At 69.9% G+C, this 25,215-nt stretch carries 26 protein-coding genes, 1 tRNA gene, 1 other RNA gene and 2 pseudogenes; 13 read left to right on the top strand and 17 right to left on the bottom strand.

Features of this window, described 5'->3' with window-relative positions; genetic code table 11:
• Positions 1–186: 186 nt before the first annotated feature.
• The 6 genes from ACFPCY_RS16095 to ACFPCY_RS16120 form a co-directional block, all read right to left on the bottom strand.
• Entirely contained in the window at positions 187–1,089 is a 903-nt protein-coding gene (locus ACFPCY_RS16095) for an NADP-dependent oxidoreductase (protein ID WP_378256448.1), read from the bottom strand.
• 364 nt (positions 1,090–1,453) lie between these two features.
• Entirely contained in the window at positions 1,454–1,768 is a 315-nt protein-coding gene (locus tag ACFPCY_RS16100; protein ID WP_378255858.1) for a type II toxin-antitoxin system VapB family antitoxin, read from the bottom strand.
• 141 nt (positions 1,769–1,909) lie between these two features.
• Positions 1,910–2,785, bottom strand: coding sequence for a KPN_02809 family neutral zinc metallopeptidase (gene ypfJ / locus ACFPCY_RS16105; protein ID WP_378255860.1), 876 nt, complete (start codon positions 2,783–2,785; stop codon positions 1,910–1,912).
• 132 nt (positions 2,786–2,917) lie between these two features.
• Positions 2,918–3,583 (bottom strand): GntR family transcriptional regulator, encoded by a 666-nt coding sequence (locus ACFPCY_RS16110; RefSeq protein WP_378255862.1) that lies wholly within the window; start codon positions 3,581–3,583, stop codon positions 2,918–2,920.
• A 207-nt stretch (positions 3,584–3,790) separates the two neighbouring features.
• A complete protein-coding gene (locus ACFPCY_RS16115) occupies positions 3,791–5,062 on the bottom strand; it encodes an MFS transporter (RefSeq protein WP_378255864.1) in 1,272 nt (423 codons plus the stop codon).
• 217 nt (positions 5,063–5,279) lie between these two features.
• Positions 5,280–6,356: a M4 family metallopeptidase gene (locus ACFPCY_RS16120; protein WP_378255866.1), complete on the bottom strand. Its 1,077-nt coding sequence runs from the start codon at positions 6,354–6,356 to the stop codon at positions 5,280–5,282.
• 195 nt (positions 6,357–6,551) lie between these two features.
• Between ACFPCY_RS16120 and ACFPCY_RS16125 the strand changes: the two genes are divergently transcribed.
• Positions 6,552–7,580, top strand: a complete 1,029-nt coding sequence (locus tag ACFPCY_RS16125) for an NBR1-Ig-like domain-containing protein (RefSeq protein WP_378255868.1) — start codon at positions 6,552–6,554, stop codon at positions 7,578–7,580.
• A gap of 63 nt (positions 7,581–7,643) precedes the next feature.
• Here ACFPCY_RS16125 and ACFPCY_RS16130 read toward each other — a convergent pair whose 3' ends face one another.
• The 3 genes from ACFPCY_RS16130 to ACFPCY_RS16140 all read right to left on the bottom strand — a co-directional run bounded on the left by ACFPCY_RS16130 (position 7,644) and on the right by ACFPCY_RS16140 (position 10,573).
• Complete coding sequence (locus ACFPCY_RS16130) at positions 7,644–8,597, bottom strand: SpoIID/LytB domain-containing protein (RefSeq protein WP_378255870.1); 954 nt, start codon at positions 8,595–8,597, stop codon at positions 7,644–7,646.
• A gap of 130 nt (positions 8,598–8,727) precedes the next feature.
• Positions 8,728–9,630, bottom strand: a complete 903-nt coding sequence (locus tag ACFPCY_RS16135; protein WP_378255872.1) for a peptidase inhibitor family I36 protein — start codon at positions 9,628–9,630, stop codon at positions 8,728–8,730.
• A 94-nt stretch (positions 9,631–9,724) separates the two neighbouring features.
• Positions 9,725–10,573, bottom strand: coding sequence for a peptidoglycan-binding domain-containing protein (locus ACFPCY_RS16140; protein ID WP_378255874.1), 849 nt, complete (start codon positions 10,571–10,573; stop codon positions 9,725–9,727).
• A 446-nt stretch (positions 10,574–11,019) separates the two neighbouring features.
• Between ACFPCY_RS16140 and ACFPCY_RS16145 the strand changes: the two genes are divergently transcribed.
• A complete protein-coding gene (locus ACFPCY_RS16145) occupies positions 11,020–12,204 on the top strand; it encodes a M24 family metallopeptidase (protein ID WP_378255876.1) in 1,185 nt (394 codons plus the stop codon).
• A gap of 122 nt (positions 12,205–12,326) precedes the next feature.
• On the opposite strand, the gene ACFPCY_RS16150 is transcribed toward ACFPCY_RS16145, so the two are convergent.
• Together ACFPCY_RS16150 and ACFPCY_RS16155 are read right to left on the bottom strand one after the other, a co-directional pair.
• Positions 12,327–12,653: a GntR family transcriptional regulator gene (locus ACFPCY_RS16150; RefSeq protein ID WP_378255878.1), complete on the bottom strand. Its 327-nt coding sequence runs from the start codon at positions 12,651–12,653 to the stop codon at positions 12,327–12,329.
• 68 nt (positions 12,654–12,721) lie between these two features.
• Positions 12,722–12,985: a GntR family transcriptional regulator gene (locus ACFPCY_RS16155; protein WP_378255880.1), complete on the bottom strand. Its 264-nt coding sequence runs from the start codon at positions 12,983–12,985 to the stop codon at positions 12,722–12,724.
• A gap of 161 nt (positions 12,986–13,146) precedes the next feature.
• On the opposite strand from ACFPCY_RS16155, the gene ACFPCY_RS16160 reads away from it, so the two are divergent.
• Complete coding sequence (locus ACFPCY_RS16160; RefSeq protein ID WP_378255882.1) at positions 13,147–13,419, top strand: hypothetical protein; 273 nt, start codon at positions 13,147–13,149, stop codon at positions 13,417–13,419.
• A gap of 462 nt (positions 13,420–13,881) precedes the next feature.
• Here ACFPCY_RS16160 and ACFPCY_RS16165 read toward each other — a convergent pair whose 3' ends face one another.
• Positions 13,882–14,145 carry a hypothetical protein gene (locus ACFPCY_RS16165; protein ID WP_378255883.1) on the bottom strand — a complete coding sequence of 88 codons (264 nt, stop codon included), beginning with the start codon at positions 14,143–14,145 and terminating at the stop codon, positions 13,882–13,884.
• Between the two features lie 22 nt (positions 14,146–14,167).
• Complete coding sequence (locus tag ACFPCY_RS16170; RefSeq protein WP_378255885.1) at positions 14,168–14,476, bottom strand: hypothetical protein; 309 nt, start codon at positions 14,474–14,476, stop codon at positions 14,168–14,170.
• 199 nt (positions 14,477–14,675) lie between these two features.
• Between ACFPCY_RS16170 and ACFPCY_RS16175 the strand changes: the two genes are divergently transcribed.
• Positions 14,676–14,885, top strand: a complete 210-nt coding sequence (locus ACFPCY_RS16175; RefSeq protein WP_378255887.1) for a hypothetical protein — start codon at positions 14,676–14,678, stop codon at positions 14,883–14,885.
• A gap of 141 nt (positions 14,886–15,026) precedes the next feature.
• Here the strand turns inward: ACFPCY_RS16175 and ACFPCY_RS16180 are convergent.
• Both ACFPCY_RS16180 and ACFPCY_RS16185 read right to left on the bottom strand, forming a co-directional pair.
• Positions 15,027–15,114 (bottom strand) — tRNA-Ser (locus tag ACFPCY_RS16180).
• A gap of 10 nt (positions 15,115–15,124) precedes the next feature.
• The gene (locus ACFPCY_RS16185; RefSeq protein ID WP_378255889.1) at positions 15,125–15,475 is read right to left on the bottom strand and encodes a DUF952 domain-containing protein; all 351 of its coding nucleotides are present in this window, start codon (positions 15,473–15,475) and stop codon (positions 15,125–15,127) included.
• Positions 15,476–15,536: 61 nt separating this feature from the next.
• On the opposite strand from ACFPCY_RS16185, the gene ffs reads away from it, so the two are divergent.
• The 5 genes and pseudogenes from ffs to ACFPCY_RS16210 all read left to right on the top strand — a co-directional run bounded on the left by ffs (position 15,537) and on the right by ACFPCY_RS16210 (position 20,096).
• Positions 15,537–15,632, top strand: an RNA gene (gene ffs, locus ACFPCY_RS16190) — signal recognition particle sRNA small type.
• Between the two features lie 39 nt (positions 15,633–15,671).
• Entirely contained in the window at positions 15,672–18,023 is a 2,352-nt protein-coding gene (locus ACFPCY_RS16195) for a DNA polymerase III subunit gamma and tau (RefSeq protein ID WP_378255891.1), read from the top strand.
• 324 nt (positions 18,024–18,347) lie between these two features.
• Positions 18,348–18,716, top strand: a pseudogene (locus ACFPCY_RS16200) (YbaB/EbfC family nucleoid-associated protein); the annotation flags it as partial.
• 239 nt (positions 18,717–18,955) lie between these two features.
• Positions 18,956–19,555 carry a recombination mediator RecR gene (gene recR / locus ACFPCY_RS16205; RefSeq protein WP_378255893.1) on the top strand — a complete coding sequence of 200 codons (600 nt, stop codon included), beginning with the start codon at positions 18,956–18,958 and terminating at the stop codon, positions 19,553–19,555.
• On the top strand, positions 19,548–20,096 hold the full coding sequence (locus ACFPCY_RS16210; protein WP_378255894.1) for a DUF5063 domain-containing protein: 549 nt from the start codon (positions 19,548–19,550) through the stop codon (positions 20,094–20,096). The genes recR and ACFPCY_RS16210 overlap by 8 nt, the downstream gene beginning before the upstream one ends.
• 142 nt (positions 20,097–20,238) lie before the next feature.
• Here ACFPCY_RS16210 and ACFPCY_RS16215 read toward each other — a convergent pair whose 3' ends face one another.
• Positions 20,239–21,321: an NAD(P)/FAD-dependent oxidoreductase gene (locus ACFPCY_RS16215; protein WP_378255896.1), complete on the bottom strand. Its 1,083-nt coding sequence runs from the start codon at positions 21,319–21,321 to the stop codon at positions 20,239–20,241.
• A 228-nt stretch (positions 21,322–21,549) separates the two neighbouring features.
• Between ACFPCY_RS16215 and ACFPCY_RS16220 the strand changes: the two genes are divergently transcribed.
• Both ACFPCY_RS16220 and ACFPCY_RS16225 read left to right on the top strand, forming a co-directional pair.
• Entirely contained in the window at positions 21,550–21,984 is a 435-nt protein-coding gene (locus ACFPCY_RS16220) for a hypothetical protein (protein ID WP_378255898.1), read from the top strand.
• A gap of 223 nt (positions 21,985–22,207) precedes the next feature.
• Positions 22,208–22,804, top strand: a complete 597-nt coding sequence (locus tag ACFPCY_RS16225) for a class I SAM-dependent methyltransferase (RefSeq protein ID WP_378255900.1) — start codon at positions 22,208–22,210, stop codon at positions 22,802–22,804.
• Positions 22,805–22,813: 9 nt separating this feature from the next.
• Here ACFPCY_RS16225 and ACFPCY_RS16230 read toward each other — a convergent pair whose 3' ends face one another.
• Positions 22,814–23,422 (bottom strand): TetR/AcrR family transcriptional regulator, encoded by a 609-nt coding sequence (locus tag ACFPCY_RS16230; RefSeq protein WP_378255901.1) that lies wholly within the window; start codon positions 23,420–23,422, stop codon positions 22,814–22,816.
• 199 nt (positions 23,423–23,621) lie between these two features.
• Here ACFPCY_RS16230 and ACFPCY_RS16235 point away from each other — a divergent pair.
• Both ACFPCY_RS16235 and ACFPCY_RS16240 read left to right on the top strand, forming a co-directional pair.
• Positions 23,622–24,002: pseudogene (locus ACFPCY_RS16235) on the top strand (MFS transporter); the annotation flags it as partial.
• 259 nt (positions 24,003–24,261) lie between these two features.
• On the top strand, positions 24,262–25,134 hold the full coding sequence (locus ACFPCY_RS16240; protein ID WP_378255903.1) for an MFS transporter: 873 nt from the start codon (positions 24,262–24,264) through the stop codon (positions 25,132–25,134).
• Positions 25,135–25,215 lie beyond the last annotated feature (81 nt).

Raw genomic sequence — 25,215 nt, forward strand, 5'->3', positions numbered from 1 at the left:
GCGCCCTCGGCCGCACCGAGGCCTCGGACGATCGCGCTGTTCGGCCAGCATGGCACCGCTTATCGCCATGCTGGCCGTGTTCGTCCTCCTCCGCGTTCGGTTTGAGACTGGAAGAGTCTGCGGTCGTCCCTTCACCTTGATCGCGGCGTCCCGGGTCGGGACGTCGGGTTCGCGCGGGCGTCCGTGTCAGGAGACCAGCAGCACGAGCTTTCCCCGGACGCGGCCGTGCTCGCTCACCCGGTGCGCCTCGGCGACGTCGGCTAGCGGGAAGGTATGCACCGTCGGCGGAGCGAAGCGGCCGGACTCGATCAGCTCGCCGATCTCGTTGATGACATGGACGGCGCGTCCGGCGTCACCGCGGCTGAAACGCACGCCATGCTCTTGGGCCCCGGCGAAGTCAGCGACCGTGATGACATGCTCCGCGCCGCCCGCGAGGTCGGTCAGCTCGGGAAGCACTCCACTTCCGGCGACGTCGAGCGCGAAGTCGACGCCGTCCGGCGCGAGCGCGCGCACCCGCTGAGACATGCCCTCTCCGTAAGCGACGGGCTCGGCCCCGAGCGAGCGAAGGTAGTCGTGGTTCGCTGGACCGGCCGTGCCGATCACACGCGCTCCGCGCGCCACGGCGAGCTGGACGGCGGCGCTGCCGACGCTTCCGGAAGCGCCGTTGATGAGCAGCGTGACGCCGTCCCCGACACCGAGCTGGTCGAGCGCGCGCGTGGCCGTCTCGAGCGCGGCGGGCAGCGCGGCGGCGCTCGCGAAGTCGAGCGTGGGCGGGATGGGCGCGTAGTGATCCAGCACCGCCAGCTCGGCCTGCGCGGTCCCCTCCCCGGAGAAGCCGAAGACACGATCGCCGACGGCCACGTCCGTGACCCCTTCGCCGATCTCGTCCACCACCCCCGCGGCCTCGTGGCCCATGCTCTGCGGAAGCTCCTGATCCATTAGCCCCTGGCGTTTCTTCCAGTCGCTCGGGTTCACCCCCGCGGCCCGCACCGCGATCCGCACCTGCCCGGCCCCTGGGTGCGGATCAGGAAGCTCTTCGATCTCCAGAACCTCCGGTCCCCCGAACCGATGGAAACGAACTGCCTTCATCCTGCGCTCCAACCCCAGTCCCCGAGTGCCATCCTCACCACCCATCCAACAACCCGCCGTCCGTCCGGCCCCTCCCGCCCCACACGCAGCACCTCGGCCACCCACGCAAAAAACCCGCGTCCACACAAGCGACGCTGACGTCGTGCCATATCGGGGCGGTGCACCGGAAATTCGGGGCATGTGGGGGCCGGCTCACCCCTTATGGGCGGGACGGGGCCTGGCTCATGCGCACGGGATCGTGCGCGCTGGCCTGGGGCCGTGGTGCGCGAGCCAGGGACGTGGTGCGCGAGCCAACGGACGTGGTGCGCGAGCCAGGACGTGGGAAGCGGGGAGCGTCGCGGTGGCGGGGAGGGGGGCTGTCGAGTTAGGGGTTGCCCAGGTCGACGACGTCCAGGTCGAGGATTCGGGCATGGAGGACCAGGCGTTGCTGGAGGGCGGCGCGGAGGGCTCGGTGGAGGCCGTCTTCCAGGTACAGCTCGCCCTTCCACTGGACGACGTGGGGGAACAGATCGCCGTAGAAGGTGGAGTCCTTGGCGAGCAGGGACCCCAGGTCGAGTTCGCGCTTGGTGCTGATGAGCTGGTCGAGCCGGACCTGGCGCGGCGGGATCTTGGCCCAGTCCCGGGAGGACAGGCCGTGCTCCGGATAGGGCTTTCCGTCGCCAACCGCCTTGAAGATCACGGTTTCGAGTTTACGGTCTTGCGGGCGGCGGACGGTGTGTGCGCCCTTCGGGGGCGTGGAGCGCGGGTTCGGCACGGGACGATGGCGCGTTCTTGTCGTGATGTGGCGGTCATGGGCGTCCTTGGGGTTGTGGGGAACGGGTCAGAGGGAACCGGAGAAGGTGTCGCACTGGGCGGGGTCTCCTGTCTGGTAGCCGGTCGAGAACCATTTCTGCCGCTGGGCGGCGGTGCCGTGGGTGAAGCCGTCCGGGTTGACGTGGCCTTGCGCGCGCTGCTGGATGCGGTCGTCGCCCACGGCTCCGGCGGCGTCGAGGGCCTGGTTGACGTCATCCTGCGTGAGGCGGGTCAGGAAGCCGGTGGACACGGCGTGCTTGGCCCACGTGCCGGCGTAGCAGTCGGCCTGGAGTTCGAGCCGGACGGAGCCGCTCGTCGCGCCCTTGGCGTTCGCCTTCACCTTGTTCATCGTGCCGAGCAGGTTCTGGATGTGGTGGCCGTACTCGTGGCCGACGACGTAGGCCTGCGCGAACGGCCCGCCCTTCGCGCCGAAGTCGCGTTGCAGCTCGTCGAAGAAGGTCAGGTCGAGGTAGACGCGGCGGTCGGCGGGACAGTAGAACGGGCCGACCTGCGAGGTCGCGTAGCCGCACCCGGTCTGGGTCGCGTTGCTGAACAGCCGCGTCTTGGCCGGGGAGTAGCGGCGCCCCTGGTTGGCGAACTCCTGCGACCAGTACTTCTGGACGCTGTTGACGGTGCCGACGATGCGGCAGTCGGCAGACTGGTCGGCGTCCGCGCCCGTTCGGCACTTGGCCGCGAGGTTGCTCCCGGAGCCGATCTGGCCGGACGGGTGCGAGCCGCTTCCGGAGCCACCGGTCAGGTTGAGTCCGAACACCAGCGCGACGATCGTCACGATGACGCCGACGGCGCCGCCGCCGATCATCATGCCGCCGGGCAGGCCACCGCCCCCGCCGCGCGCGTCCTCCACCTGCGAGGCGTCGAGCTCGGCGTCGTCTCTGAAATCCATCCCGATCCTTTACCCGGTGCTCTCGTGGTCAAGAGCGTTCACTCCAGGGTGACACGGCCGACCTGAACTCGCGCCTGGCGCGGCGATCTGTGGATAACTCCGACGCGATAGCGCTGACCTGGGACGATGTGGTCAGCTCGCCGGTGGAGGCAGGCGGATGTCGTGCCCGCCGAGGCCCAGCCGGCGGAGGATTCCGCCCGCGTGTTCTTGCAGCAGCCGTCGCGCCCGGGGGGCGTCGGCGTCGCGGAGAGCGGCCGCGATCCGGCCGTGCTCCTCGACGTCCTCGGCCGCGTTGTCGGGGTCGGCGACCGAGCCCGCGGTCAGGCGGAGCTGCTTGTTCCACAGCCGCGCGTACATGTCCTGGACGACCGAGTTGCCCGCCGCGGCCAGCAGCCGGTTGTGGAAGGACGCCCCCATGTCCACGAAGTCGTCGTCCCGGACGGGACGGTTCGGGTCGGCGTCCGGGGCGAGCGCGTGTCCCAGTTCGCGCAGCTTGTCCGGGCCCATGGCGGCGACGCGGTCCAGCGCGTACAGCTCCAGCAGCAACCGGGCCTCCATGGTCTCCCGGCCTTCGGTCAAGGTCACCGGGACGACCAGCCAGCCGCGCTTCGGGTAGAGCCGTAGGAAGCCCTCCGCCTCCAGCCGGTGGAGCGCCTCCCGTACGGGCGTCCTGGAAATGCCCAGGTGTTCGGCAAGCGCTGCCTCGGACAGCAGCGTGCCGCCGGGATGCGTGCCGTCCAGGAGGCTCCGCCTGACGTGCGAGTACGCGCGTTCGGCGGCGGGCGTGCGCAAGGTCATATCGTCATCGTCCCGCAGATCGCACTCGCGCAGCGGCGCCGATGCACTCGCGCGCCGCCTGCACGCACCGAACGCTGAAGACTGCGCGTTGTGCCAGACGCGTCGTGCTCCGTATCGGACGCCTCATGCGCGGTATCGGACGCGTCAGGCTCGGTGTCGCACGCCTCAGGCTCGGTATCGCAAGCGTCAGGCTCGGTTGCGGACGTGTCATGCCTGCGCGTTGGCTTGATCGCTGCGCAGCGCGTCCCGCCGGGTCGGCTCGTGCGCGCGCGTGGGTAGGTGGCGACGCGAGTTGGTGGTCACGACGCTCAGGCAGGCGAGCACCACGACCGTCACCAGCAGTAGAAGGGTTGTGTAGGAGAGTGCGTCGGAGAGGAGAGCCAGCAGTGCGGGAAGCAGGAAGCCCGTGTACGTGAGCGCGTAGAAGACGCCCGTGAGGCCCGCGAGGTCTCGTCCAGTGGCGATGCGTTGGATCTCCAGAAGTCCGTTCACGAGCCCGATGCTGTAGCCCGCCCCGAGGACGATCGCCACGGCCAGCCCTGCCCACGGTGAGCGAGGGCCTGCGTTGAGCGCGCACATGAGCGTTCCTAGCGCGACGAGCGCCAGGGCGGCCATCGCACCGCGCGCAGTAGAGAGCGAGTCGAGTCGCTTGGCGATCGGTTGCACCGCCACGCCCGTTCCCAACGTCAGGACGGTCAGCGCAGTCGCATAGAGAAGCTGCCAGTCGCCCATGCGGTCGGCTTCGAGTTGCGGCGTGATGGCGTAGGCGATCCCGGCCGCACCGAAAATCCACGGTGCGGTAGGGAGAACGACCCGGATGAAGCGCCGATGCCCTGCGGCGGGGACGCGTAGGTCTCGCCATAGCGGCCCTTCGATCCGTCCCGGAGAAAGTTGCGGAACCTTCGGCAACATCGTCAGCACCGTGAGGGACAGGACGATGGGCGGCAGATAGGGCAGCACCATCGGCCACGGTGCCCACTGTGCGAGCGCCCCGGCGACACCCGCGCCCATCGCGAATCCGGCCGTGAGCGCCAGGGAAGCCCGTCGCGCGCCTGCGCCTGCCGACGCGTCCGGATCGAAGGGCGCTCCGGATAGTTCCTTCACCCAACTCGTCCCGACGGCCATCGCGACGCCGACTGCTACACCGGTCAGCATCCGGCCTAGGAAAATGGGACCGACGCCCAGGGGACCGGCGGCGAGCACTGCGCACGCGATCGCCGCTAGGGCCGTCCCACCGAGCATGAGCGGCCGACGTCCATACCGGTCCGACGCAGGGCCGCCGATGAGAAGACCAGGGACGAGTCCGAGCACGTAAGCGCCGAGCATCGCATCCACGGTGAGCGGCGAGTAGCCGCCGAGCCGCCGGTACATCACCAGCAGCGGCGTGAACTGGTTGCCCGCCCATCCGCAGCAGAACATCGCGGCGGCGACGGGCCTCCACGCGGACGTGGCGGGGCGCGGTTCGTCCGTTCCGGGCACGGCGGGACCTCTCGTCTCGAAAGGCTTGCATCCTTAGAATATGCGACTTGTATACAAGAGGTGCGCGCGAGCTGTCCACTGCGAAAGTGAGTCCTGACCTGCGAAAGCTCCGGCGAGCGCCGTCTGGCGGCGTCCTAAAACCGAGGGCGGTACCCGTAGTACCGCCCTCGGCGCGACCGTGCTACCTAGCCGAATGCCTCAGTTCGTAGCGAAAGCGTCACACACCAGGGATCTGCCTAGCGGCGAAGGCCTGCCGGACGGTTTCGGCGGCCTTGTCGCCGTACATCGAGCGGGCCGTGGCGACCGTGGTCTTGGCGGCGGCGCTGAAGCTGGTGTCGGGCGCGAACGAGAACTGGGCGTTGACGATGATCCGGTCGGCGGTGCGCGCGCCCAGCGCCTGGCGGATGTCCCACAGGGCGTTGGACCAGATCTCGCCGTCGGCGTGCACTTCGCCCACCTTGTCCCCGTACACCTTGCCGGTGTCGAGGCGGCGCAGGCAGTGCGGGACGGTGGTGGTGTAGGACGTGGAGTCCCAGTCGCCCACGCACGGCTCGGGGGTCCTGCGCGGCCAGCCGTACCGCGCGTCGGCGGCGAGGCCGACCTCGACGCCCAGGTAGTCGCCCCACGCCTCGCCGATCGCGCCGGCCTCCTCGGAGGTGCCGAAGCCGGGGACCTGCGCCTCGTGGACGGCGTGACCGTACTCGTGGACGATCACCTCGCCGTCCTCCGCGTCGTCCACACCGCCCTTGCCGAAGCGGATCTCGTGCTTCTTGTCCGTGAAGAACGAGTTGTCGGCTCCCCACTGGTTGATCCGGACGTTCTGCGGCTTGTCGTTCGCGCCGGGCAGCTCGCTGCCGAAGCCGAGGCTCTGCAGGTACTCCTGCGCCTCGTTGACCCAGAAGTAGGCCATGACCTGCTCGAACTGATCGACGTCGCGGGTGTAGCGGAAGTCGCCGGTGGGTGAGTAGGCGGGCGCGCCCGTCTCCGAGCGGACGACGGCCCAGCGTCCGGAGAGGTTGCCGCTGCCGTCCAGGTTGCGCAGGGCGACCGTGGCGTACGCGGAGGTGGGGACGGCCGAGGCGGCGTCCTTGTCGTCGGTCAGGTTCTCGTCTCCGGAGGACTGGACGGGGTTGACCATGAAGACCTGACCGGTGCCGGTGCTGTAGCCCGCGCCGGCGAGCGCGGTGGGCGCGGTGGGCGACGCGACGGCGGGCGCGGCGGCGAGTCCGGAAGCCGCGGCGATCGCGACACCGGTGGTCAGGGCGATGCGGGGTAGGCGGATGGAACGGGACAAGGCTCCTCCAGGGGCCCGAGCTGCCGGCCGGGTGGGCAGGGGCCGGTTGAGGGATCATGCATCACCGCAGGACCGTTTTGGTAGAGCCCGCCCTGTTGTGTCCCGGTCAGGTTCTAGAGGCGTCGATGAGCGGGAGGGGCATGTTCAAGCTTGAGTAAAGAGTGGGGGCGCTGTTAGCTTCAGCCGGTGGACGGCATGCGTGCACGTGCGGAGGCGATCGAGCACTTCGCGGCGGTTCTCCGGGAACTGCGGAATTCGGTGGGCAACCCGTCTTTCCGGGAGATGTCCGGCCGGTCGAAGGCGATCTCGCACGCGACGCTGCACGAGGCCACGAAGGGCAACCGGCTTCCGAGCTGGCCCACCACCGTCGAGTTCGTCAAGGCGTGCGGGGCGGACCCCGAAGCGTTCCGTGAACGCTGGGAGAAGGCGAACCTCGTGGTGAGGTCGGTGTCCACCGGCGGCCATCCGATCGTCACCGCGTCCGCTGAGACTCCTACGGACGCATCGTCCGCAGAGATCCTGCCGAGCGGCCAGACGACAGGCGAAATACTCGCGACCAACGGGGCGCTTGGCGCGAGGCTTCCTGAGGACGCGCACTCGGTAGACGCGCCTACCGGAGATGTCCTCCTGGCCGTCCCGGAGGCGGAACGGCGGAAACGGTTCCGCCTGAGCCGCCCGGTAGCGGCGACGGTGGCGGCGGCGGTCGTCACCGGAGGCGTGGTCGTCGGCGTGGTCTTCCTCAACGACGGCTCCTCCGAGCCTGCCGGACACAACCTGAACCCGTCCGGGGCGACCTCCGAGGCGGGGACGTCCGGGTCGTCCTGCCCGGTGCACGCGCCACAGCCGTCGCCGTCCGCGCCCGCGCACGAGGGCGACGCGTCCATCTTCGTCAAGGACGTCACGCTGCCCGACTGCACGCATGTCGCCCCTGGCAAGAAGGTCACGAAGACCTGGCGGATCAAGAACATCGGAAAGGTGCCCTGGACGGGGTACTCGCTGGCCCGGCTGGACCTGCCGCAGCGTCCCGACCAGTGCCGGACCGCCACGCACGTCCCGATCGAGGACACCCCGCCCGGAGCGTCGGTCGACATCTCGACCGACATCGTCACGCCGTCCAAACCGGGCCTCTGCTACGTGCGGTTCAAGATGCTGGACGCGACGGGAACTGTCGCGTTTCCCGGGAAGCGTCCGGTGAACTTCCAGATCATCGTGGACGAGCCGTAATCCCTGGTTCCCCTATGGCGCGACCACAGCGGGAACCAGGGATCCGGTCAGTCCGTCAGCGGATCAGGAGACGACGATCCCGCGGTAGTAGTACCTGAGGATGCTGGCGAAGTTCCATCCCGCGTTGGCCTTGTCGCGCGAGCCGAACTGCGACATCCACTCGCCGTCGCGCCACGCCCCGCAGGCGGACGAGGTGGAGCAGTACTGCGCCTGGAAGATGCTTCCGCTGCGGGTCATCCGCGTGCCCCACGTCGCGTCCACCGCGGAATTCGTGGACGCCGTAGCGGAGCCCGGACGGTACACCTGGCTCGACGTGCTGTCGTAGACGTCGAAGCACTGGCCCCAGGACGTCTTACGCGTCGAGTGCATCGCCCAGTACCAGCCGTAGTTCTTCACGGCCATCGCCCCTGCGCGCAGGGACTCCCGCGGCCAGCTCGACACCCACTCGTTCGGGAGGACGTTCTTGACGTACGTCCTGAAGTCCACCCGGTCGACGCGGTGGAGACCCGTCCGGTAGACGAGGATCGAGGACGGAACGCGCGTGTTAGAGCCGTCCGTCTTGCAGCTGTTCGGTGGCGGCGGGGGAGGCGGAGGCGTGGTGTACATGAACTGGTGCGAGGCGTTCTGGTTCTTCAGCGCCAAGTCGAGATTGCCGCGCGCGCCCGCGCGTACGTCCTGGTAGCGACCGCCGTAGCGGCTGTTGTAGTAGACGCGGACGGTGACGTTGCTGCGGTTCCAGACGGACGCGGCGTTGTTCTTGACGCAGATGCCCTTTCCTGCGCCCGGGCCCTTGAAGTCGTAGCAGGAGGGCTGCTTGGCGCCGTAGTCGGCGACCGATCCGGTGAAGTCCGAGACCGATCCCTTCTCGCCGCTGTTGAAGTAGTAGCAGAACTCGCCGGGGTCGCAGACGCCGTTGCGTCCGGCCGCCATGGCGGGGGCCGCGGTGGCTATCACCGCTCCGCCGAGCGTCATCGCGGCTGCGGCGACGCTGAGGGCCCGCGTGGTTCGTTTCGACACGGTCATCCTTCGCTTGGGGTCGGGCTTCGCGTGGGCGGGGCTTCGCGTTGGCGGGGTTTCGTTTGGGTGGGGCTTCGCGTGGGCCGGTTTTCGCGTGGGCCTGGCTTCGCGTGGGCCGGGCCGGGTGGCGTCAGCGGACGTTGTAGCCCTGGGAGATCCAGAACTGGGTGGGGTTCGGGTTCTCGAGGTGCCAGTCGCCGACGCTCTTCGCCGCGAGCGTCCAGCGGCCGACCCGCATCTCCACGTGGGTGTGCGCGCCGCCCGGTCCCGAGACGCCGCGGTAGGACTCGGACGCGATGACCTGGCCCTTGCTGATCCACTGGCCGGTGCGCAGCGAACCCAGCGGGGCGGAGTGCAGGTAGATGATCGTCCGGCCGAGCGAGGCGTTGTAGACGGCGATCGTGGACAGACCGGACGAACCGGTGTGTCCCCAGGCGACGTTGATGATCTGGCCGGCGACCAGGGCGTGGACGCTGGAGCCGATGCCGCGGGCGATGTCGATGCCCTCGTGGCGTCCGGGCGTGCTGGTGTAGCCGTCGAAACCGCAGGTGATGCGCCCGCCGCTCGCCTGGTACAGCGCCCACGACAGGTTCGTGCGGGTGGGAGGCGGCGGGGTGGAGCCGAGGAACTGGTGCGAGGCGTTCTGGTTCTTCAGGACGGAGTCCAGGTTGCCCCGGGCGCCAGGACCGAAATCCTGGTAATGGCCGCCGTAGCGGCTGTTGTAGTAGACCCGCACGGTGCTGCCGCTGCGGTTCCACACGGAGGCCGCGTTGTTCTTGACGCAGACGCCCCGGCCGTTGCCCGCGCCCTTGAAGTCGTAGCAGGAGGGCTGCTTGGCGCCGTAGTCGGCGACCGATCCGGTGAAGTCGGAGACCGATCCCTTCTCGCCGCTGTTGAAGTAGTAGCAGAACTCGCCGGGGTCGCAGACGCCGTTCCGTCCCGCCGCCATCGCGGGCGAAGCGGACGCGACGACGGCACCGCCGAGCGCCGCCGCGGCGGTCGCCGCGGTGAGGAACTTGCTGAAAGTGCGCATGCCTGTCTCCATCTCTTTGCGGTGCGGGGTTTCGTAATCCGGACGGGTCGGTGGATCTCGGACCGGTCAGCGGGCCGGCGGGGTTGCGGACGGGTCAGTGGAGGCGCAGGTACTCCTCCCAGGTGCGGATGGGCACCTTCGGGCCGTCGTCCGGGCCGTGGTCGGCCAGTCCGTTCAGGCCGAGGTAGTAGGCGCCGATCTGGTGCTGGGCGGGGCCGGAGAGGTCCGTGTCGCTGATCGCGGCGGCGTGGATGTGCCAGGGCCAGTCGCCCTGCGCGGGATTGCGCACCCAGGCGGCGAACCCGACGCGCCGCAACGTCCGGGCGACCGAAACGCGGGTTTCGGCGCTCATCCCCTTGACGTCCACGTCCACGACGCCCCCGCCGTCGTGGGTGCCGGCGGAGGTCGGGTCACCGCCGGGGTTGTAGGACCCCTGATCGAGGGTCAGCCTGCGATGGAGCAGCCGCTGAGCCTCGTCGAGCATCTTCTGGGTGCGGGTATTGACGACGAACGCGCCGACCTTCACCCGCGCGCCGGGCGTGATGATGTGAGTGACCTTGAAACGGCCTTCGCCGAGCTTGACGAGCGACGCTTTTCCCGGCAGTCCGGTCGCGCCGAGCCCGCTATAGCCGAGCGACTTCTGGTATTTCGCGTAGGCGGCGATCGTCGTCGTGCCGAAATAGCCGTCCACCCACTTCTTGTCGAGCAGATGCCGATCGAGAAGCGCCTTCTCGACCAGAAGGACGCTGGCCTTGGCGCCCGGCGTCAACGTGTTGTCCGGCCGTTGCGGGTCGATCTGGGCCGCCTTGACGACGGCCTCCATATTCACGCTCGGCAGCGCCTTGGGTTTCGGTAGAGGCGCCGCCGAGGCCCCGGACGCGCCCGCCAGAGAGGCGAGCAAGACGACCGCCGTGAGGCCGGCGGCGCTGGAAAGCGGCTTCATCGGTTCTCCCCGTTGCGAAGCTGGGACGTGTCGCGAGCCGGAGCGGTCGGCCCGCGAGTGGCTCGCAAGGTCGAAAGCGTCACGATTTCCGCGGCTGTCAACAAGAGATCCGGTGTCGTCAAACTGTCAGAGCCCCTATGACCAGCAAAGATGCGATGCCTGAAAGGAGCCTGGACAGTGGTTGGACACGTCCCGCAAGAGCTCCTGGACGCCGCCGAGGGATGCGCACGAGCCGCAAGGGTTGCCGTTCACGCACCGGCTACGCCACGCCGACGTTGATCCGAGCCCGCCGTCCCAACGCGCAAATATGACTGCGCCCTACTCGCGCACTAATGCGAACCCGTTGGTTCGGGCTCCGAAGTCCTTGGTCGGGGGCGCGGTGAACGGACGCGTGATCCGGTGCCTAACGTGGTGAGTGCCGAGGGACGATCTAAAGGGGGCTGATCGTGCGGTCGATACCGACCGAGGAATATCTGGTACGGCAGGACGCGGGCAGGCGCCTGGCGGCGGATGCGGGTCTCGACGGCCTGATCGCTTGGTCGCGCGGCGGTTCCTCGCAGGACGGTTATGCCGACGTCTATTACTTCAGCGGTTACTACCAGCACCAGCCGCGAGTACCGGACGTCCCCGGTATGTGGCGGGCACAGGGCCATATGGCTTTCGTGCTGCCCGTCAACGGCCCCGCGACCCTGCTGACCGACGCCGGGATCATCCAGGATCCGCAGCCTGTGGCCGACCGGATCCGCACGGACGCCGATCTGGTGAAAGCCCTGGCCGAGGAAGCCCGGGTGTCCGGCGGCGGACGACTCGGCGTGCTCGGCTCCCCGATGCTGGCGTGGCCCTGGTGGACGGACCTCCGTTCGGCCCTGCCCGATCACGACCTGATCAACGCCGATCACCTCGGCTGGCGGTTGCGCCGCGTGAAGAGCCCGGCTGAGCTGGACCTGATGAGGGCGGCGGGCGCGGTCGGCGTCCGGGCCATGGACGCGGCGATGGCGTCCGCCGTCCCCGGCGTGACGGAGGCCGAGGTCGCCGCGACCGCGATCGCCGAGATCGTCCGCGCGGGCGGCGCCTATTACGGCATGGGCATTTCGTCCGGCGATGCGTCGCACACCTTCGCCCCGTCCGGTCCGGGCACCGCCTCCTCGACGCGCCGCCTGGACGAGGGCGATCTTCTGCGCATCGACATGTACGGCTCGATGGAGGGCTACCTCTTCGACTTTGCGCGCACCCGCGTGGTCGGCGGCAACCCAACTCCCGAACAACGGGAGATGCTCGACGCCGTGCACGACAGCGTCGAGGCGGGAACGGCCCTACTGCGTCCGGGAGCGAGGCTCGCTGACGTGGCGCGTCGCTGCGAGGAGGTCATGGCCGCTTCGGCTTTCGCCCGCAGGCACGGCGTCCCCGAGTCACAGATGGGCGGCGCCTGGGGCCACGGCCTCGGCCTGTCGTTCGAGCCCCCGTGGATCACCACCGACACCGACGAGACCCTCGAACCGGGAATGTGCCTGGCCCTGGAACGCCGGATCGCGATCCCCGCTCTCGGTGGCGTCAACTACGAGAACAACATCCTCATCACCGCCACCGGCCACGAGGTCATCACCCCCGCCACCCCCGAATACCTCGGCTAACGCACCGTCCCAGAAGTCCGACCTCTGCCCGGCGACCTGCGCCAACGCGCCCCGCAGGCCATCCACGAACCTGTCTCCGCGCCATTCCGTCGTTTCGGCCTGGAAAACGCACGACGACGGTGTCAGCCCGCGCCGTCCTCCGCTCCCTGTTCGGTGACGAAGGTGCCCTTGCCCCTCACGGTGTGGACGAGGCCGCGGTCGGCGAGAAGGGCCACTGCGGAACGAGCGGTCGGACGGGAGACGTCGAACTCCTCACAGATGGCGGCTTCGGACGGGATACGTCGCCGGGGCGGATAGGTGCCCTGGGCGATCCGAGCAGCGAGAACCGCCGCGATCTGCTCGTAGAGCGGCTCGGGGCCATCGAAATCAATGCTCACAATGCGACCGTAGGCGGCCTCAGACATGTGATGTGAGCTGACAACAGATGACAGGTACTGCACGCTTGCCACATGACCAGCGGAGATGCGGCCAATGGCCGCCTCGCCGCACGTCGGGCTGGAAGCGTGCGAAGCCGGGGTCAGCGCTGGCCGTTCTCCGCTTCCTCGGGCGCTCGCTCTGTGACGAAAGTGCCCATACCCTGCACTGTCTGGACGAGCCCCTCGTCCTTCAGAACCTGAATCGCTTTGCGAAGGGTGTCGCGGGCGACCTCATACTCCTGCTCAAGCTCGACAAGCGAAGGGATGCGGCGCCCTGCCGGGATCTCGCCGGATTTGATGCGTTTCCGGAGAGTGTCGGCGATCTGCTGGTAGGGCGGGACGGGCCCGTCGCGGTCGATGGCCATGATCCGTACGCTAGTTGACCAGCGAAGGCCCCTCATAGCTAGCCCAAGCCGCCCATGTGGCTAGACGGGGGTAGTACACCGGCGTACGGTTGGCCTTAAGGACGTGACGGCGGATCGCTCACGTCCTCAGGCGTCCGACCCCCGCTCAAGGAGGTGCCGCTGTGCGCGCCCCATCCCGGCTTCCGGATCCACCGCCACCGATCTACACGTGGGACATCGTCGGTGAGGGCGGGTCCGAAGCAGGCGTCACGAGAGATCACGACAGGGCCAGGGATGCCGTAGAGGCGGCCCTGCACCGTGCCCCCGAAGGCTGCATGGCCGTCGTCCGGCGGGTTGAGCTGCCGCCGTCCGGACGGAGCATCTACATCCCCGTCGGCAACGCCGCCCTTGCGTGGCTGACCGGCGAAGGCGACGCGGTGCTCTGGGCCGAATGAACAAAGTGGGAGCCCGGCGCCTGATCGGCTTCCCGCACCGGACGGTCCTCACTGGGGCATCCACAGACCTCGCGGCGTGTGCCGCGCGACCAGGAAGGGAGGTGCCTGTAGGTGGTCATTCCATCCAACGCGGACTTGCCCCTTGCGGCACTCGCTGTCCGACTGAAGCTTTGCGGTCTGACCGTCCATTTCGCTGCTGAGGGACTTCATGTGATCAACCCGGACGCGTCGGGGTGTTGCGACGTGGTTCGCCATCCCGCTGACCGAATTACCTGCGCGACGCGTCCTCCCGAGGACGGGCATGGTGAGGAGTGCTGGTTCTGGACGAGTTGGGGCGAGCCGCTGGCGCCTGTTCACAGGGTGGATGACGCGGTCGTGCGTATCCGGGCCCTCCTGGGGCGCATGGGAGGCGCTTAAGCAGTGAAGGCGGCACCCGTAGGTGCCGCCTTCAGCGCAGAGGTGTTACAGCCCCTTGTCTCTGCGGTACTTCGTTATCCCAAGGCCGATCGCGGACACGAGCACACCCGCCACGCTCAAAGGGATCACCAGGAGGAAAATTCCGACAAGCGTGACGAGTACGCCTAGCGGTTCGAGCCAGGCATACCAGGTTCCAGATCCCCCGCGTTGACCGTCCCAAGCCGCGAGCGCCACCAGGCCAAGCCCCACTGGATAGGCGATGAGCGGGATGCCGTGCGGGGTCAACTGGATGGCTTCGATCGGCTCCACACGCAACTCCTCGCCGAAGCGCCTAGCGAACGACAAATTTATCGATTCCCGCCTGACCCTCGGCGTCCGGCCTCCCAACGAAGGGGCCTTCGCGGTGGGAGGGCGTGGGCGAGGCCACGATCTCGAAGTTCTTCGATAACGCAGCGGACGGTGTCGAGGGCGACACCGTACTCCTCAGCGAGGTCGTGCTCTCCGGGCAGGTGGACACTGGTGAGAGTCCGTTAGCCGCGATGCGTGCGGCGATGTGCTCGACCGATCGGCGGACGCCGAAGCCTGCTCTGACCTCCAAAGCGGTCTCATGCACAGAGATGCGGGCTTCCTCGGCGAACATCTTGATCGTTGTATGCCGGCTTGGCTAACGTCCCGGCTACAAGCCGAGACGACCACCGATCGGAGACCGATGCGCTAGCGCACTCCGGAGGCTCGCCGGGAGCCACCCAAAGATGGGCGACCTCGTGCAGGTAGCGAGGAGCCACCTTCCCTAGGTGGAGTCTGCCCACATTTGGGTCAAGGCGAGAAGGAGTGGGCACGTGACAGAGCGGCAGATCCGAGCCATGTGGGTCTCCATCGCAGCGCTGGCGTCAGTGATCATCAGCATGGTCGGCGGATTCTTGGAGTGGCGGATCGGCCACTCAATCCCTGCTGCCGTTCTCTACGGCGCTGGTGCTTTCGCGGCGAGCATCACGGTGATCCTCGGCATCCTGGGAGTGCTCGGAGCCTTCGAGATCAGAGGAAGGTAGCCGGTCCGGCTCGGCCTCCGGGACATCTCCCGGAGGCCGAGCCCGGCTCCGGCCAAGCTTACGCGCGGGCAACTGAGACTAGAACGCAGTGAAGGCGGCACCCCGTAGGTGCCGCCTTCAGCGCGTTTGCCTGGTGCAGGCTGGCGGAGGATACGAGATTTGAACTCGTGAGGGGTTGCCCCCAACACGCTTTCCAAGCGTGCGCCCTAGGCCACTAGGCGAATCCTCCGCCGCAAAGCTTACCGGGTGTCGGGGACTGGTCGAACCTCGATTACGGCCGAGAGGGGGATCGGGCCGTAGACGTGGGGGAACAGGCGGCCGTCGGCGGGTTCGAGGCGGACGTCCAGGCCGGCCGCGGAGACGGTCAGGAGGACCAGATCGGACGGAGGGACGTCCTGGTAGAAGGCCTTGAGGACCGTGCGGACCTGGTCGAGGTCCGAGGAGCAGTGGATGAAGCCCTCTTCGGCCAGCGTCCGGCCGCGGGTGGACATCGCGTACGACTCGCCGGAGGACTCGGCGGATTCCCAATGGCGGCGTTCGGCGATGTGCAGGACGGTTTCGGGTGGTGAGGAGGGAGGCTGGTCCGTCATGGAGGTGGAGCCTACGTCCGGAGACGGGCGCGAGCGGCGCGGAGGATGTCATAGACTCTGGGCAGACCCCTCGCACGGCGTCACCCTGTGAACCTCCCCAGGGCCGGAAGGCAGCAAGGATAAGCAGGCTCTGGCGGGTGTGCGGGGGGTCCTTTTCGCTTCTGACGCTCTGCTGCGCGAGGGAGGGCGGCCCCTGATGAGCCTGGCTCTGTACCGCAAGTACCGGCCGGCGACGTTCGCCGAGCTCAAGGGGCAGGAGCACGTCGCGGAGCCGTTGCAGCAGGCGTTGCGCAACGGACGCATCAACCACGCGTACCTCTTCAGCGGGCCGCGCGGGTGCGGCAAGACCTCGTCCGCGCGCATCCTGGCCCGGTCGCTGAACTGCGAGCAGGGGCCCACGCCCGATCCGTGCGGCGTCTGCGACTCGTGCGTGGCCCTCGGGCCCACCGGGTCGGGCCACATCGACGTCATCGAGATCGACGCCGCGTCCCACGGTGGCGTCGACGACGCCCGTGACCTGCGGGAACGGGCCTTCTTCGCGCCGGTGTCCGCGCGCTTCAAGGTGTACATCATCGACGAGGCGCACATGGTCACCCGGGAGGGCTTCAACGCGCTGCTGAAGCTCGTCGAGGAGCCGCCGCCGCACCTCAAGTTCGTCTTCGCGACCACCGAGCCCGAGAAGGTCATCGGGACGATCCGGTCGCGGACGCACCACTACCCCTTCCGGCTCATCCCGCCGGGGACGTTGCAGGAGCTCGTCGAGGAGATCCTGAAGTCCGAGGACGTCCCGTACGAGACCGCCGCGCTGCCGCTCGCGGTGCGCGCGGGTGCGGGATCCGCGCGGGACACGCTGTCGATCCTGGACCAGCTGCTCGCCGGGTCGGACGAGAAGGGCATCACGTACGCCCGCGCGGTGTCGCTGCTGGGGTACACGGACTCGGCGCTCCTGGACGAGGTCATCGGAGCGTTCGCGGCGCGGGACGGCGGGGCCGTCTTCGCGGCGATCGACCGGGTGATCGAGAGCGGGCAGGACCCGCGCCGGTTCGCGGCCGACCTGCTGGAGCGCCTCCGGGATCTGGTGATCCTTTCCAACGTGCCCGAGGCGGGCGGATCCGGGCTGCTGAACGTCCCGCCGGACGAGCTGGAGCACATGCGGCGGCAGGCGTCGTCGCTCGGGCCGGGCGAGCTCACGCGGGCCGCCGACCTGCTGCACACCGGGCTCACGGAGATGCGGGGAGCGACCTCGCCCCGGCTGCTGCTGGAACTGATCGCCGCGCGGATCCTGCTGCCGGCGGCCTACGGGGACGAGGCGTCCCTGATGGCCCGGCTCGACCGACTGGAGCGGGCCGCGGCGTCCGGTGGCGGGTTCGGCGGGGGCGACGCCGTTTCCGGTGTCCAGCGGTCCAACGCCGTGTCCAGTGTCCAGCGGTCCCCGGGGTCCGCGGAAGCCGAGCGCGGTTCTGTGGATAACCGTGGAGCGGCGGGCGGCGGCGGCCGGGGAAGTGGCGGCCAGGACCTCGGCCAGGGCAACGGTGGCCAGGGGAGTGGCGCGCATGAGGGGCGTGGCGGCCCTCATGCTGTCTCGGCAGCTAGCGCGGCTCCTGCCGTGGAGGCTTCCGCTGGGGCGGCCTCTGGTGGGGCGGCCTCTGCTGGGGCGGGTGCTTCGGACTGGCCTGCGCCCGCTGGTCGCGTCGCCTCCAATGCCGCCTCCAATATCCCTGCCCATACCGTTTCCGCGGCCGGTTCCGCTGGGGCCGCGGCTGCGTCCGCTCCTGCGCAGGCCGCGGGGGGCGAGGACGTGGCGGGGATCCAGCAGCGCTGGCCGGAGATCGTCGAGGCGGTGAAGTTCAAGAGCCGCGTCGCCTGGGTCTCGATCATGAACGGGGTCCGGCCGATCGCGCTGGCCGGGAACCAGCTCACGCTCTCCTTCGACGCCGAAGGGGCGCTCAAGAACTTCACCGCGGGCAACCGCGACGCCGTCCTCCGCGAAGTGCTCAAGGAACGCCTCGGCGTCGACTGGCGCATCGAAGCCGTCCACGGCGGCGCGGCGCCTCCTCCGCGCCACGGCGGCTCCGGCGGCGGCTTCAACGCAGGGGCAGGCGCAGCCGGAACCGGAAGCGCAGGCGGCACCGGAGGCGCTGGTAACGCGCCGGCCGCCGGATTCTCCGGTGCGTCCACTCCGGCACCGCCGCCCGCTCCGGGGCCGCGGCCGTCCACGCCTCCGCAGGCACCGACCGCTCCGGCGCCCAGCCGGCCCGCGTCCGGCCCGGCCGTGCCCGCGCCCTCCGGCCCGGGCGGCAGGACGTCCGCGCCGAGCGGTGGCGGTCGCGCGCACGCCGCGTCCGGAGCGGCGCAGGACCCCGGTCCGCTCCCGCCGCCCCCGGACGAGCCGCCCCCTCCGTCCGAGCCCGGCCCGCCGGACGACATCGACGTCGTCGATCCCGAGGGCGACGCCGACTACGACGGCACGGAGGCCGAGGCCGGCGGCATGGCGCTGATCCAGCGCGAGCTCGGCGGCCAGATCATCCGCGAGATCGACAACACGTGACGTTCCGGGGCGGGCCACCTCGGCGCGCCCCGGCGCGCGGTAGTCCGCACATCCTCATGGACACCCGCGACGTCATGAAGTCGGTCACCTTCACCACCTGCTGACCGCCGCCGCACCCGACCCGTGCGCGACGGCGCGGACTTCGGACGCGCGGTGAGATCGGGAGGCATCCGCCAGACCCGACGGGGCCGGGGCACGGGGCGGTGAATACCGCATCGGGTTCCAAACCCGTAGTCTCAGGTAGACAGAACGTCCGGTGCCGGACGGACGGGTCACCCCCGACCCGCGCGTCCGGCTGGGGGATGCGACGGAACGGAGCTCACCGTGGAACCCGGTGGATTCAACATCCAGGATCTGCTGCAGCAGGCGCAGCGCATGCAGCAGCAGCTCTTCGACGCCCAGCAGGAACTCGCCGAGGCCGAGGTCACCGGCACGGCGGGCGGCGGGCTGGTCACGGCCACGGTGAACGGCCAGGGCGAGGTCACCGGCCTCACGATCGACCCGAAGGCGATCGACGCCGACGACCCGGCCGACACCGCCGAGACCGTCGCCGACCTGGTCCTCGCCGCGATCCGGGACGCCGGGCGCGCCGCGCAGGAGCTGCAGCAGCAGAAGATGAGCCCGCTGGCCGAGGGGTTGGGCGGCGGCATCCCGGGCATGGGCGAGGGCGGCATTCCCGGTCTCCCCGGCTTCCCCGGCGGCGGCCCCGAGACGCCCGGCATTCCGGGAACCCCCGGCGGCGGAGGTCCCGGCGGCGCTTCCGGCGGAGGTCCCGGCGGCAGCTCCGGCAATCCCGGCAACGCCGGCTAGACGAACCCTGAACCCCACACCCCCGGAGCCCCCGGAACCCAGAGCCAGCCAGTAGTGGCAGGACGCCGTCGCCCCCGGCCCGGCGTCCCGCCCCCAGCCTCTCACCAGGAAGGACCCGACCGTTGTACGAAGGGGTCGTCCAGAACCTGATCGACGAACTGGGCCGCCTGCCCGGCGTCGGCCCCAAGAGCGCGCAGCGGATCGCCTTCCATCTCCTCGCCGCCGATCCCGCCGACGTCGAGCGCCTCTCCCGGGCGCTCAAGGAGGTCAAGGACAAGGTCCGCTTCTGCCGGACGTGCGGCAACGTGGCCGAGGAGGACGAGTGCCGCATCTGCCGCGACCCGCGCCGCGACCCGCAGGTGATCTGCGTGGTCGAGGAGTCCAAGGACGTGGTCGCGATCGAGAAGACCCGCGAGTTCCGCGGCCGGTACCACGTGCTCGGCGGGGCGATCAGCCCCATCGAGGGCGTCGGCCCCGAGGACCTGCGGATCCGCGAGCTGATGCAGCGGCTCGCGGACGGCACGGTGAAGGAGCTGATCCTCGCGACCGACCCCAACCTGGAGGGGGAGGCCACCGCAACCTACCTCGCGCGGCTCGTGAAGCCCATGGGCCTCACCGTCACCCGCCTGGCCAGCGGCCTTCCGGTGGGCGGCGACCTGGAGTACGCCGACGAGGTCACGCTGGGCCGCGCATTCGAAGGACGGAGGCTGCTCGATGTCTGATTCAAACAGCCCGCAGGAGTGGAACACCCTGGCCGAGCGCGTGGCCTGCCACGTGGAGAACTACCTGAGCGGTCTGGAGGCCGTCGCGCGCGGCGAGGCCGGGACGCACACGGTCCCGATGCTGCTGCTGGAGGTGTCGCAGGTCATCCTGGCCGGCGCGCAGCTCGGCGCGAGCGCGGACGTGATCCTGCCCGACAACTGGGAGCCCGAGGTCGGCGACGACCCGGACCTCGACCAGGTCCGCCAGGGCCTCGCCGAGCGGCTGCTCGCGATCGACGAGTACGTCGAGGTTTTCGACCCGTACAAGGACACCGAACCGACGTCCTACCGGCTCTCGGACGACCTGGTCGACGTCGCCAGCGACCTCGTCCACGGCCTGCGCCACTACCAGCAGGGACGCCCGCTCGAAGCACTCTGGTGGTGGCAGTACTCCTACTTCAACCACTGGGGCAACCACGCCGGCGCCGCCCTCCGCGCCCTGCACGCGGTGGTCGCGAACGCCCGCCTGGACGTCTCCGAAGAGGCCGCCACGGTCGCCTGACCACCCGTCCGACGGCCTCGCCGGCGTTCCGCCGGCCGTGCCGCCCATCCGGCGGCTATGTCGGCCGTCCGCGGGGCGCGTCGGCGTCCGAGGGCCGCGGTCCCGGTCACCTCGGCGGAGGTGACCGGGACCGGCTCGTTCCTCACTTCGATCCGGGCAGGGCGCCGACGATGCCGGTGTGCGCGCTGAACTTCGCGCCGCGCACCACGCCCTCCTTGGCCAGCGCCGCAGGCCGTCCGGCGAAGTACTGGCGCCGGGGGCTGTCGTCGCGGCGGAGCACCTGGATGATGCCGTCGCGCCGGCCGAGGCTGATGCAGGAGGCGAGGTATTCGGGCGCGTAGGGCTTCGGCGCCTCCCCCTTGGCCAGCCGGACGAGGTTGTCGGCGGCGTGCGCGCCCTGCGGTTCCGCCGTCTGGCAGGACATGCGCGACCCGGGGATCGCGGCGCAGTCGCCGGCGACGATGACGCGCGGGTCGGTGACGCTGCGCAGGTACTCGTCCACGATGGCGCGTCCATGCTCGTCCACCTGCAGCCCGCTGCGCGCGGCGAGGTCCGGGACGCTGCCGATGACGGCCCACAGCGTGAGGTCCGAAGCGACCTCCTCGCCCGAGCCCAGCCGGACCGTGCCGCCGTCCGGACGGACCTCGGTCACGACGTCCTCCACGATGGTCACCTTCAGCTTGTCGAGGCCCTCGCGCAGTCGCCGGCGCGCGCCTTCGGAGAGCGGCGCGGCGAGCGTCCGTCCGACGAGCCGGACCTTAAGGTCGGGACGGGCGTCGGCGATCTCGGCGGCCGTCTCGATGCCGGTCGCGCCGGACCCGACGACCGTCACCGTGCCGCCCGCCTTCACCTCGGCCAGCGCCTCGCGGGACCGCTGCGCGCCTTCCCAGGTGCCGATCGGGAGGGCGCCGGGCAGCGGCGTGAGGGTGCTGCCCACGGCCAGGACGAGGAAGTCGAACTCCAGCGCCCGTCCGTCGTCGAGCAGCACCTCGCCGTCGCCGATCTTCTCGACGGACGCCCGGCGCGTGCGGACGCCGTCCCGCAGCATGTCCGCGAGCGGGGTCGCCGCGTCGCCCGTCCCGGCGACCTGCTGGTGCAGCCGGACCCGCTCGACGAAGTGGGCGCGCGGGTTGACCACCGTGATCTCGGCGTCCGGGAGCCTCTTCGCCACCCGGTTCGCAGCGACCGTCCCGGCGTATCCCGCGCCTGCCACGACCACCTTCATGTCCGCCTCCTCCATCGGGGTGTCTGCACAAGAGACACCGGAGGCGGCACGTCCATAACAGTGACCTGCATCACGGATCGCGCAGTGGGAGTGCCGTCGAAGCCGTAGGACGGATGTGACATTTGTACTGCCGAGGACCGGAGGGATGTTTCTGCCGGTGGATGGGGTCCGCGCGACAGGATTCAGACGTCGGCACGACGCGGACACGGACCCACCCAGGAGCAGGACATGAGCGAGACCCTGAAGGCCAGCGACATCAAGCCCCTCCCGATCTGGTTCTTCGCCTTCGAGGGCACGATGGGCGCGGCCTACGACCTCCTCAAGGCCTGGGACGGCGCCTGGATGGTCCTCGCGGCGCTCGGCGCGGTCAACATTGCCGTCGGGCTCACCGTCCTGCGGCGGCGCAAGAAGCTCGTCAAGGCGATGCTGAAGAACAACCGCACCCGCAAGATCTTCTTCGCGCTGATCGGCCTGCGGATGGGCGTCCACCTCGTGCTCGGCGCGATCGGCGCCGAGGTCCACAGCGCGCCGATGCACCTGGCGCTCGGGCTCGGGATGGCGGCGATCACGATGGGCCTGCTCTGGTTCGACCAGCGGATCACCTTCCGCGTCCTCGGCCTCACCGAGGCGCGTCCCCAGGTCGCGCCGGTCCCGGCGGCCTGACCCTTCACTCCACGCGCGACGAGGCCCGGCAGGCGGACGCCCTGCCGGGCCTCTCGGCTGCCCGCTTCTGGCAGGCTGTCCGCACGAGCCACGCAAGCCGGACGCGCCACGCGAGGCCGCGCAAGCCGGACGCGCTGCGCAAGCCGCGTAAGCCGCGTAAGCCGGGTGAGCCGGGCGAGCTGCGCGAGGCCCGACGAGCCGGATAAGTCGAGGAGGCGGTCAGGTGGGGCGGGAACGACGCTGGAACCACAACATCCACTACCACCCGCGCATTCTCGGCGCCGTGCCCGAGGGTGCGAGCCGCGCGCTGGACGTCGGTTGCGGAGAGGGAATGCTTGCCCGGGCGCTACACCGGACCATCCCGGACGTCACGGGAATCGATCTCGACACCACCAGCCTGGAACAGGCACGCGCGTACAACGACGGCATCGAATACATCCAAGGCGATTTCCTGACTCATCCCTTGGAACTCGCCTCGTTCGACGTCGTCGCGTCCGTCGCCACGCTGCACCACATGGACGCCGCCAAGGGGCTCGCCCGGATGCGCGATCTGGTCCGTCCGGGAGGCGTGCTGGCCGTCGTCGGCCTCGCGCGGAACGAACTGCCCAGGGAGTTGCCGCAGGTGCTGGCCGCTATGGCGGCCGGGGCCGTGTACCGGGTGGCGAAGGGCCACTGGGAGCACCCGTCACCGATCGTTTGGCCGCCTCCCGTGACCTACGCCGAGATGCGGGCGCTGGCCGCGGAGATCGTGCCCGGCGCCGAGTACCGGCGGCATCTCCTGTGGCGCTACAGCATCGTCTGGCGAAAGCCGCTCGGCTGAACGACGCCGTCAGGAGTGCCCGGTGGATTGCGTTGCCAGGGCTGTCCAGCCGTTTTCGAGGAGGGCGAAGATCCGGGCGAGCGACTCCTGGTAGTCGTCCTGAAGGCGGGCCAGATGCGCGGCCTCCAGGGCGAAATGGGCCAGGCCGAGGCAGGCGGGATCAGACGCGGGAAGCCCTGATTCCGAGGCGATCGCCTCGGCCAGGGCCGTCTCGTGGCGCAGCCACATGCGGCGGGAGTACTCGCGCAGCGCGGGGGTGCTCTCGATCAGGCGCAGAAAGTCCTCGAACGCCGGGTCCTTGCGCATCCGCTCAGCGCGCTCGTCGCGGAGCAGGTCGAGCAGGGCGCCGGGCACCGACGTCCCGGCCGGACGGTCCCGGACGGCCCGGACGAGCATCGCCTCCCGGTCGGCGTCCTGGTCGAAGAGCAGCGCCTCCTTGCCGTCCGGGAAGTGCTTGAACAGCGTCGTCACCGACACGTCCGCGGCCTCGGCGATCTCACGGACGCCGACCGCGTCGTAGCCGCGTTCGAGGAACAGCTTCAGGGCCGCGTCCGCCAGCGCCCGGCGGGTCGCGGCCTTCTTGCGTTCGCGGCGTCCCATGGTCTCGGTCTCGGTCACCCCGCCATCCTACGCCATCGGTGCAACAGGTAACTAAGTTTAACTGTTGCACTTTTTTAGCGGTTGCACCTACCGTGAGTAGGGCCGCAACCGAGGGAGGTAGGAGATGACCGGGAACGCCCGCGTCCGATGGACGCTGCTGGGAGTGATGCTGGCGATGCTGCTGGCCATGCTCGACAACGCGATCGTCGGGACCGCGATGCCGACGATCGTCCGCGACCTGGGCGGGGTGGCGCACCTCTCCTGGGTCGTGACCGCGTACACGCTCGCGACCGCCGTCTCGACGCCCGTCTGGGGCAAGCTCAGCGACCTGCGCGGACGCCGGAACGTGTTCCTCACCGCGATCGGCGTGTTCCTCGCCGGATCGGTGGCGTCCGGGACGGCGCAGACGATGGGGCAGCTCATCGGGTTCCGCGCCGTCCAGGGGCTCGGCGCGGGCGGCCTCGCCGTGGGCGCGTTCGCGCTGATCGCCGACCTCGTCCCGCCGCGCGAGCGGGGCCGCTACCAGGGGATGTCGTCCGCCGTGATGGCCCTCGGCACGATCGGCGGCCCGCTCGTCGGCGGCTTCATCACCGGCCATCTCGGCTGGCGCTACGCCTTCTACGTCAACCTTCCGCTCGGCCTGCTCGCCTTCGCCTGGTGCCGCGCGATGCTGAAGCCCACCGCCCGTCCGACGACGCGGGAGCCCGGCGCCCAGCCGGCGTCGGCGCCCGCCCGCAAGCCGACGCCGAGCCCCACTGCCCGTTCGGCGGCGCGCGAGCCCGGCGCCCAGCCGGCGTCGGCGCCCGCCCAAGAGCCGACGCCGAACTCCGCCGGCCGGGCGGCGGCGCGGGGGGGCCGTGCGCCTCGACTGGGAGGGTGTTCTGCTCCTCGGCGGGACGATCGCGACCGTCATCCTCGCCGCGACCTGGGCGGGCGTCCGCTACGCGTGGACGTCCCCGCAGATCATCGGCCTGGGGGCGCTGGCGTTCGCGGGGCTCGTCGCGTTCGTCGTGACGCAGCGCCGGGTGGCCGATCCGCTGCTGCCGCCGCGCGTGTTCGCCCACCGCAACATGCGGCTGGCCTCCGCGATCGTGCTGATCGTCGGCGCGGTGATGTTCACCGGCGCGCTCTACCTGCCGCTCTACCAGCAGACCGTGCAGCACGCGAGCGCCGCCGACTCCGGACTCCTGCTGCTGCCGATGATGATCCCGATGGTGCTGGCGTCCCAGCTCCCGGGGCGGGTGATGACCCGCACCGGCCGTTACAAGATCTTCCCGATCGCGGGCGGCGCGGCCCTGACGCTGGGCGCGGCGCTGCTCGCCAGCCTGGACGCCTCGTCCGGACGCGTCGAGACGTCCGTCTACATGGCGGTCGTCGGCATTGGCCTCGGTCTCACCATGCAGATGACCACGACCATCGCGCAGAACAGCGTCGAGATGCGCGACATCGGCGCGGCGACCGCCGCGACCACGCTGTTCCGCACGCTCGGCGGCACCCTGGCCGTCGCCGCCTTCGGCGCGCTGTACACCCGTTCCGTCCTGCACGCGGGACAGATCGCGGGCTCTGCCCAGGGCTTCTCGCACATCTACACGGGCGTCGCGATCCTGTGCGCCCTCGCGTTCGTCGCGGCCCTGTTCGTCAAGGAGGTTCCGCTACGCGGCAAGCCCAAGATCGAGACAGCGGAGACCCCCGCTGTCTCGGATGCCGGACGGGGCGTCTCAGCTCGGTAGTTACCTCGTCGTAATGACATCGGCGGCGCTCGGTAGACTCTCGTCGGCAAGCCCCAGAATCCCGAACCCGAGGAGCGCTGC

This window comes from Actinomadura gamaensis (genome assembly GCF_042652125.1).
Classification (GTDB): Bacteria; Actinomycetota; Actinomycetes; order Streptosporangiales; family Streptosporangiaceae; genus Spirillospora; species Spirillospora gamaensis.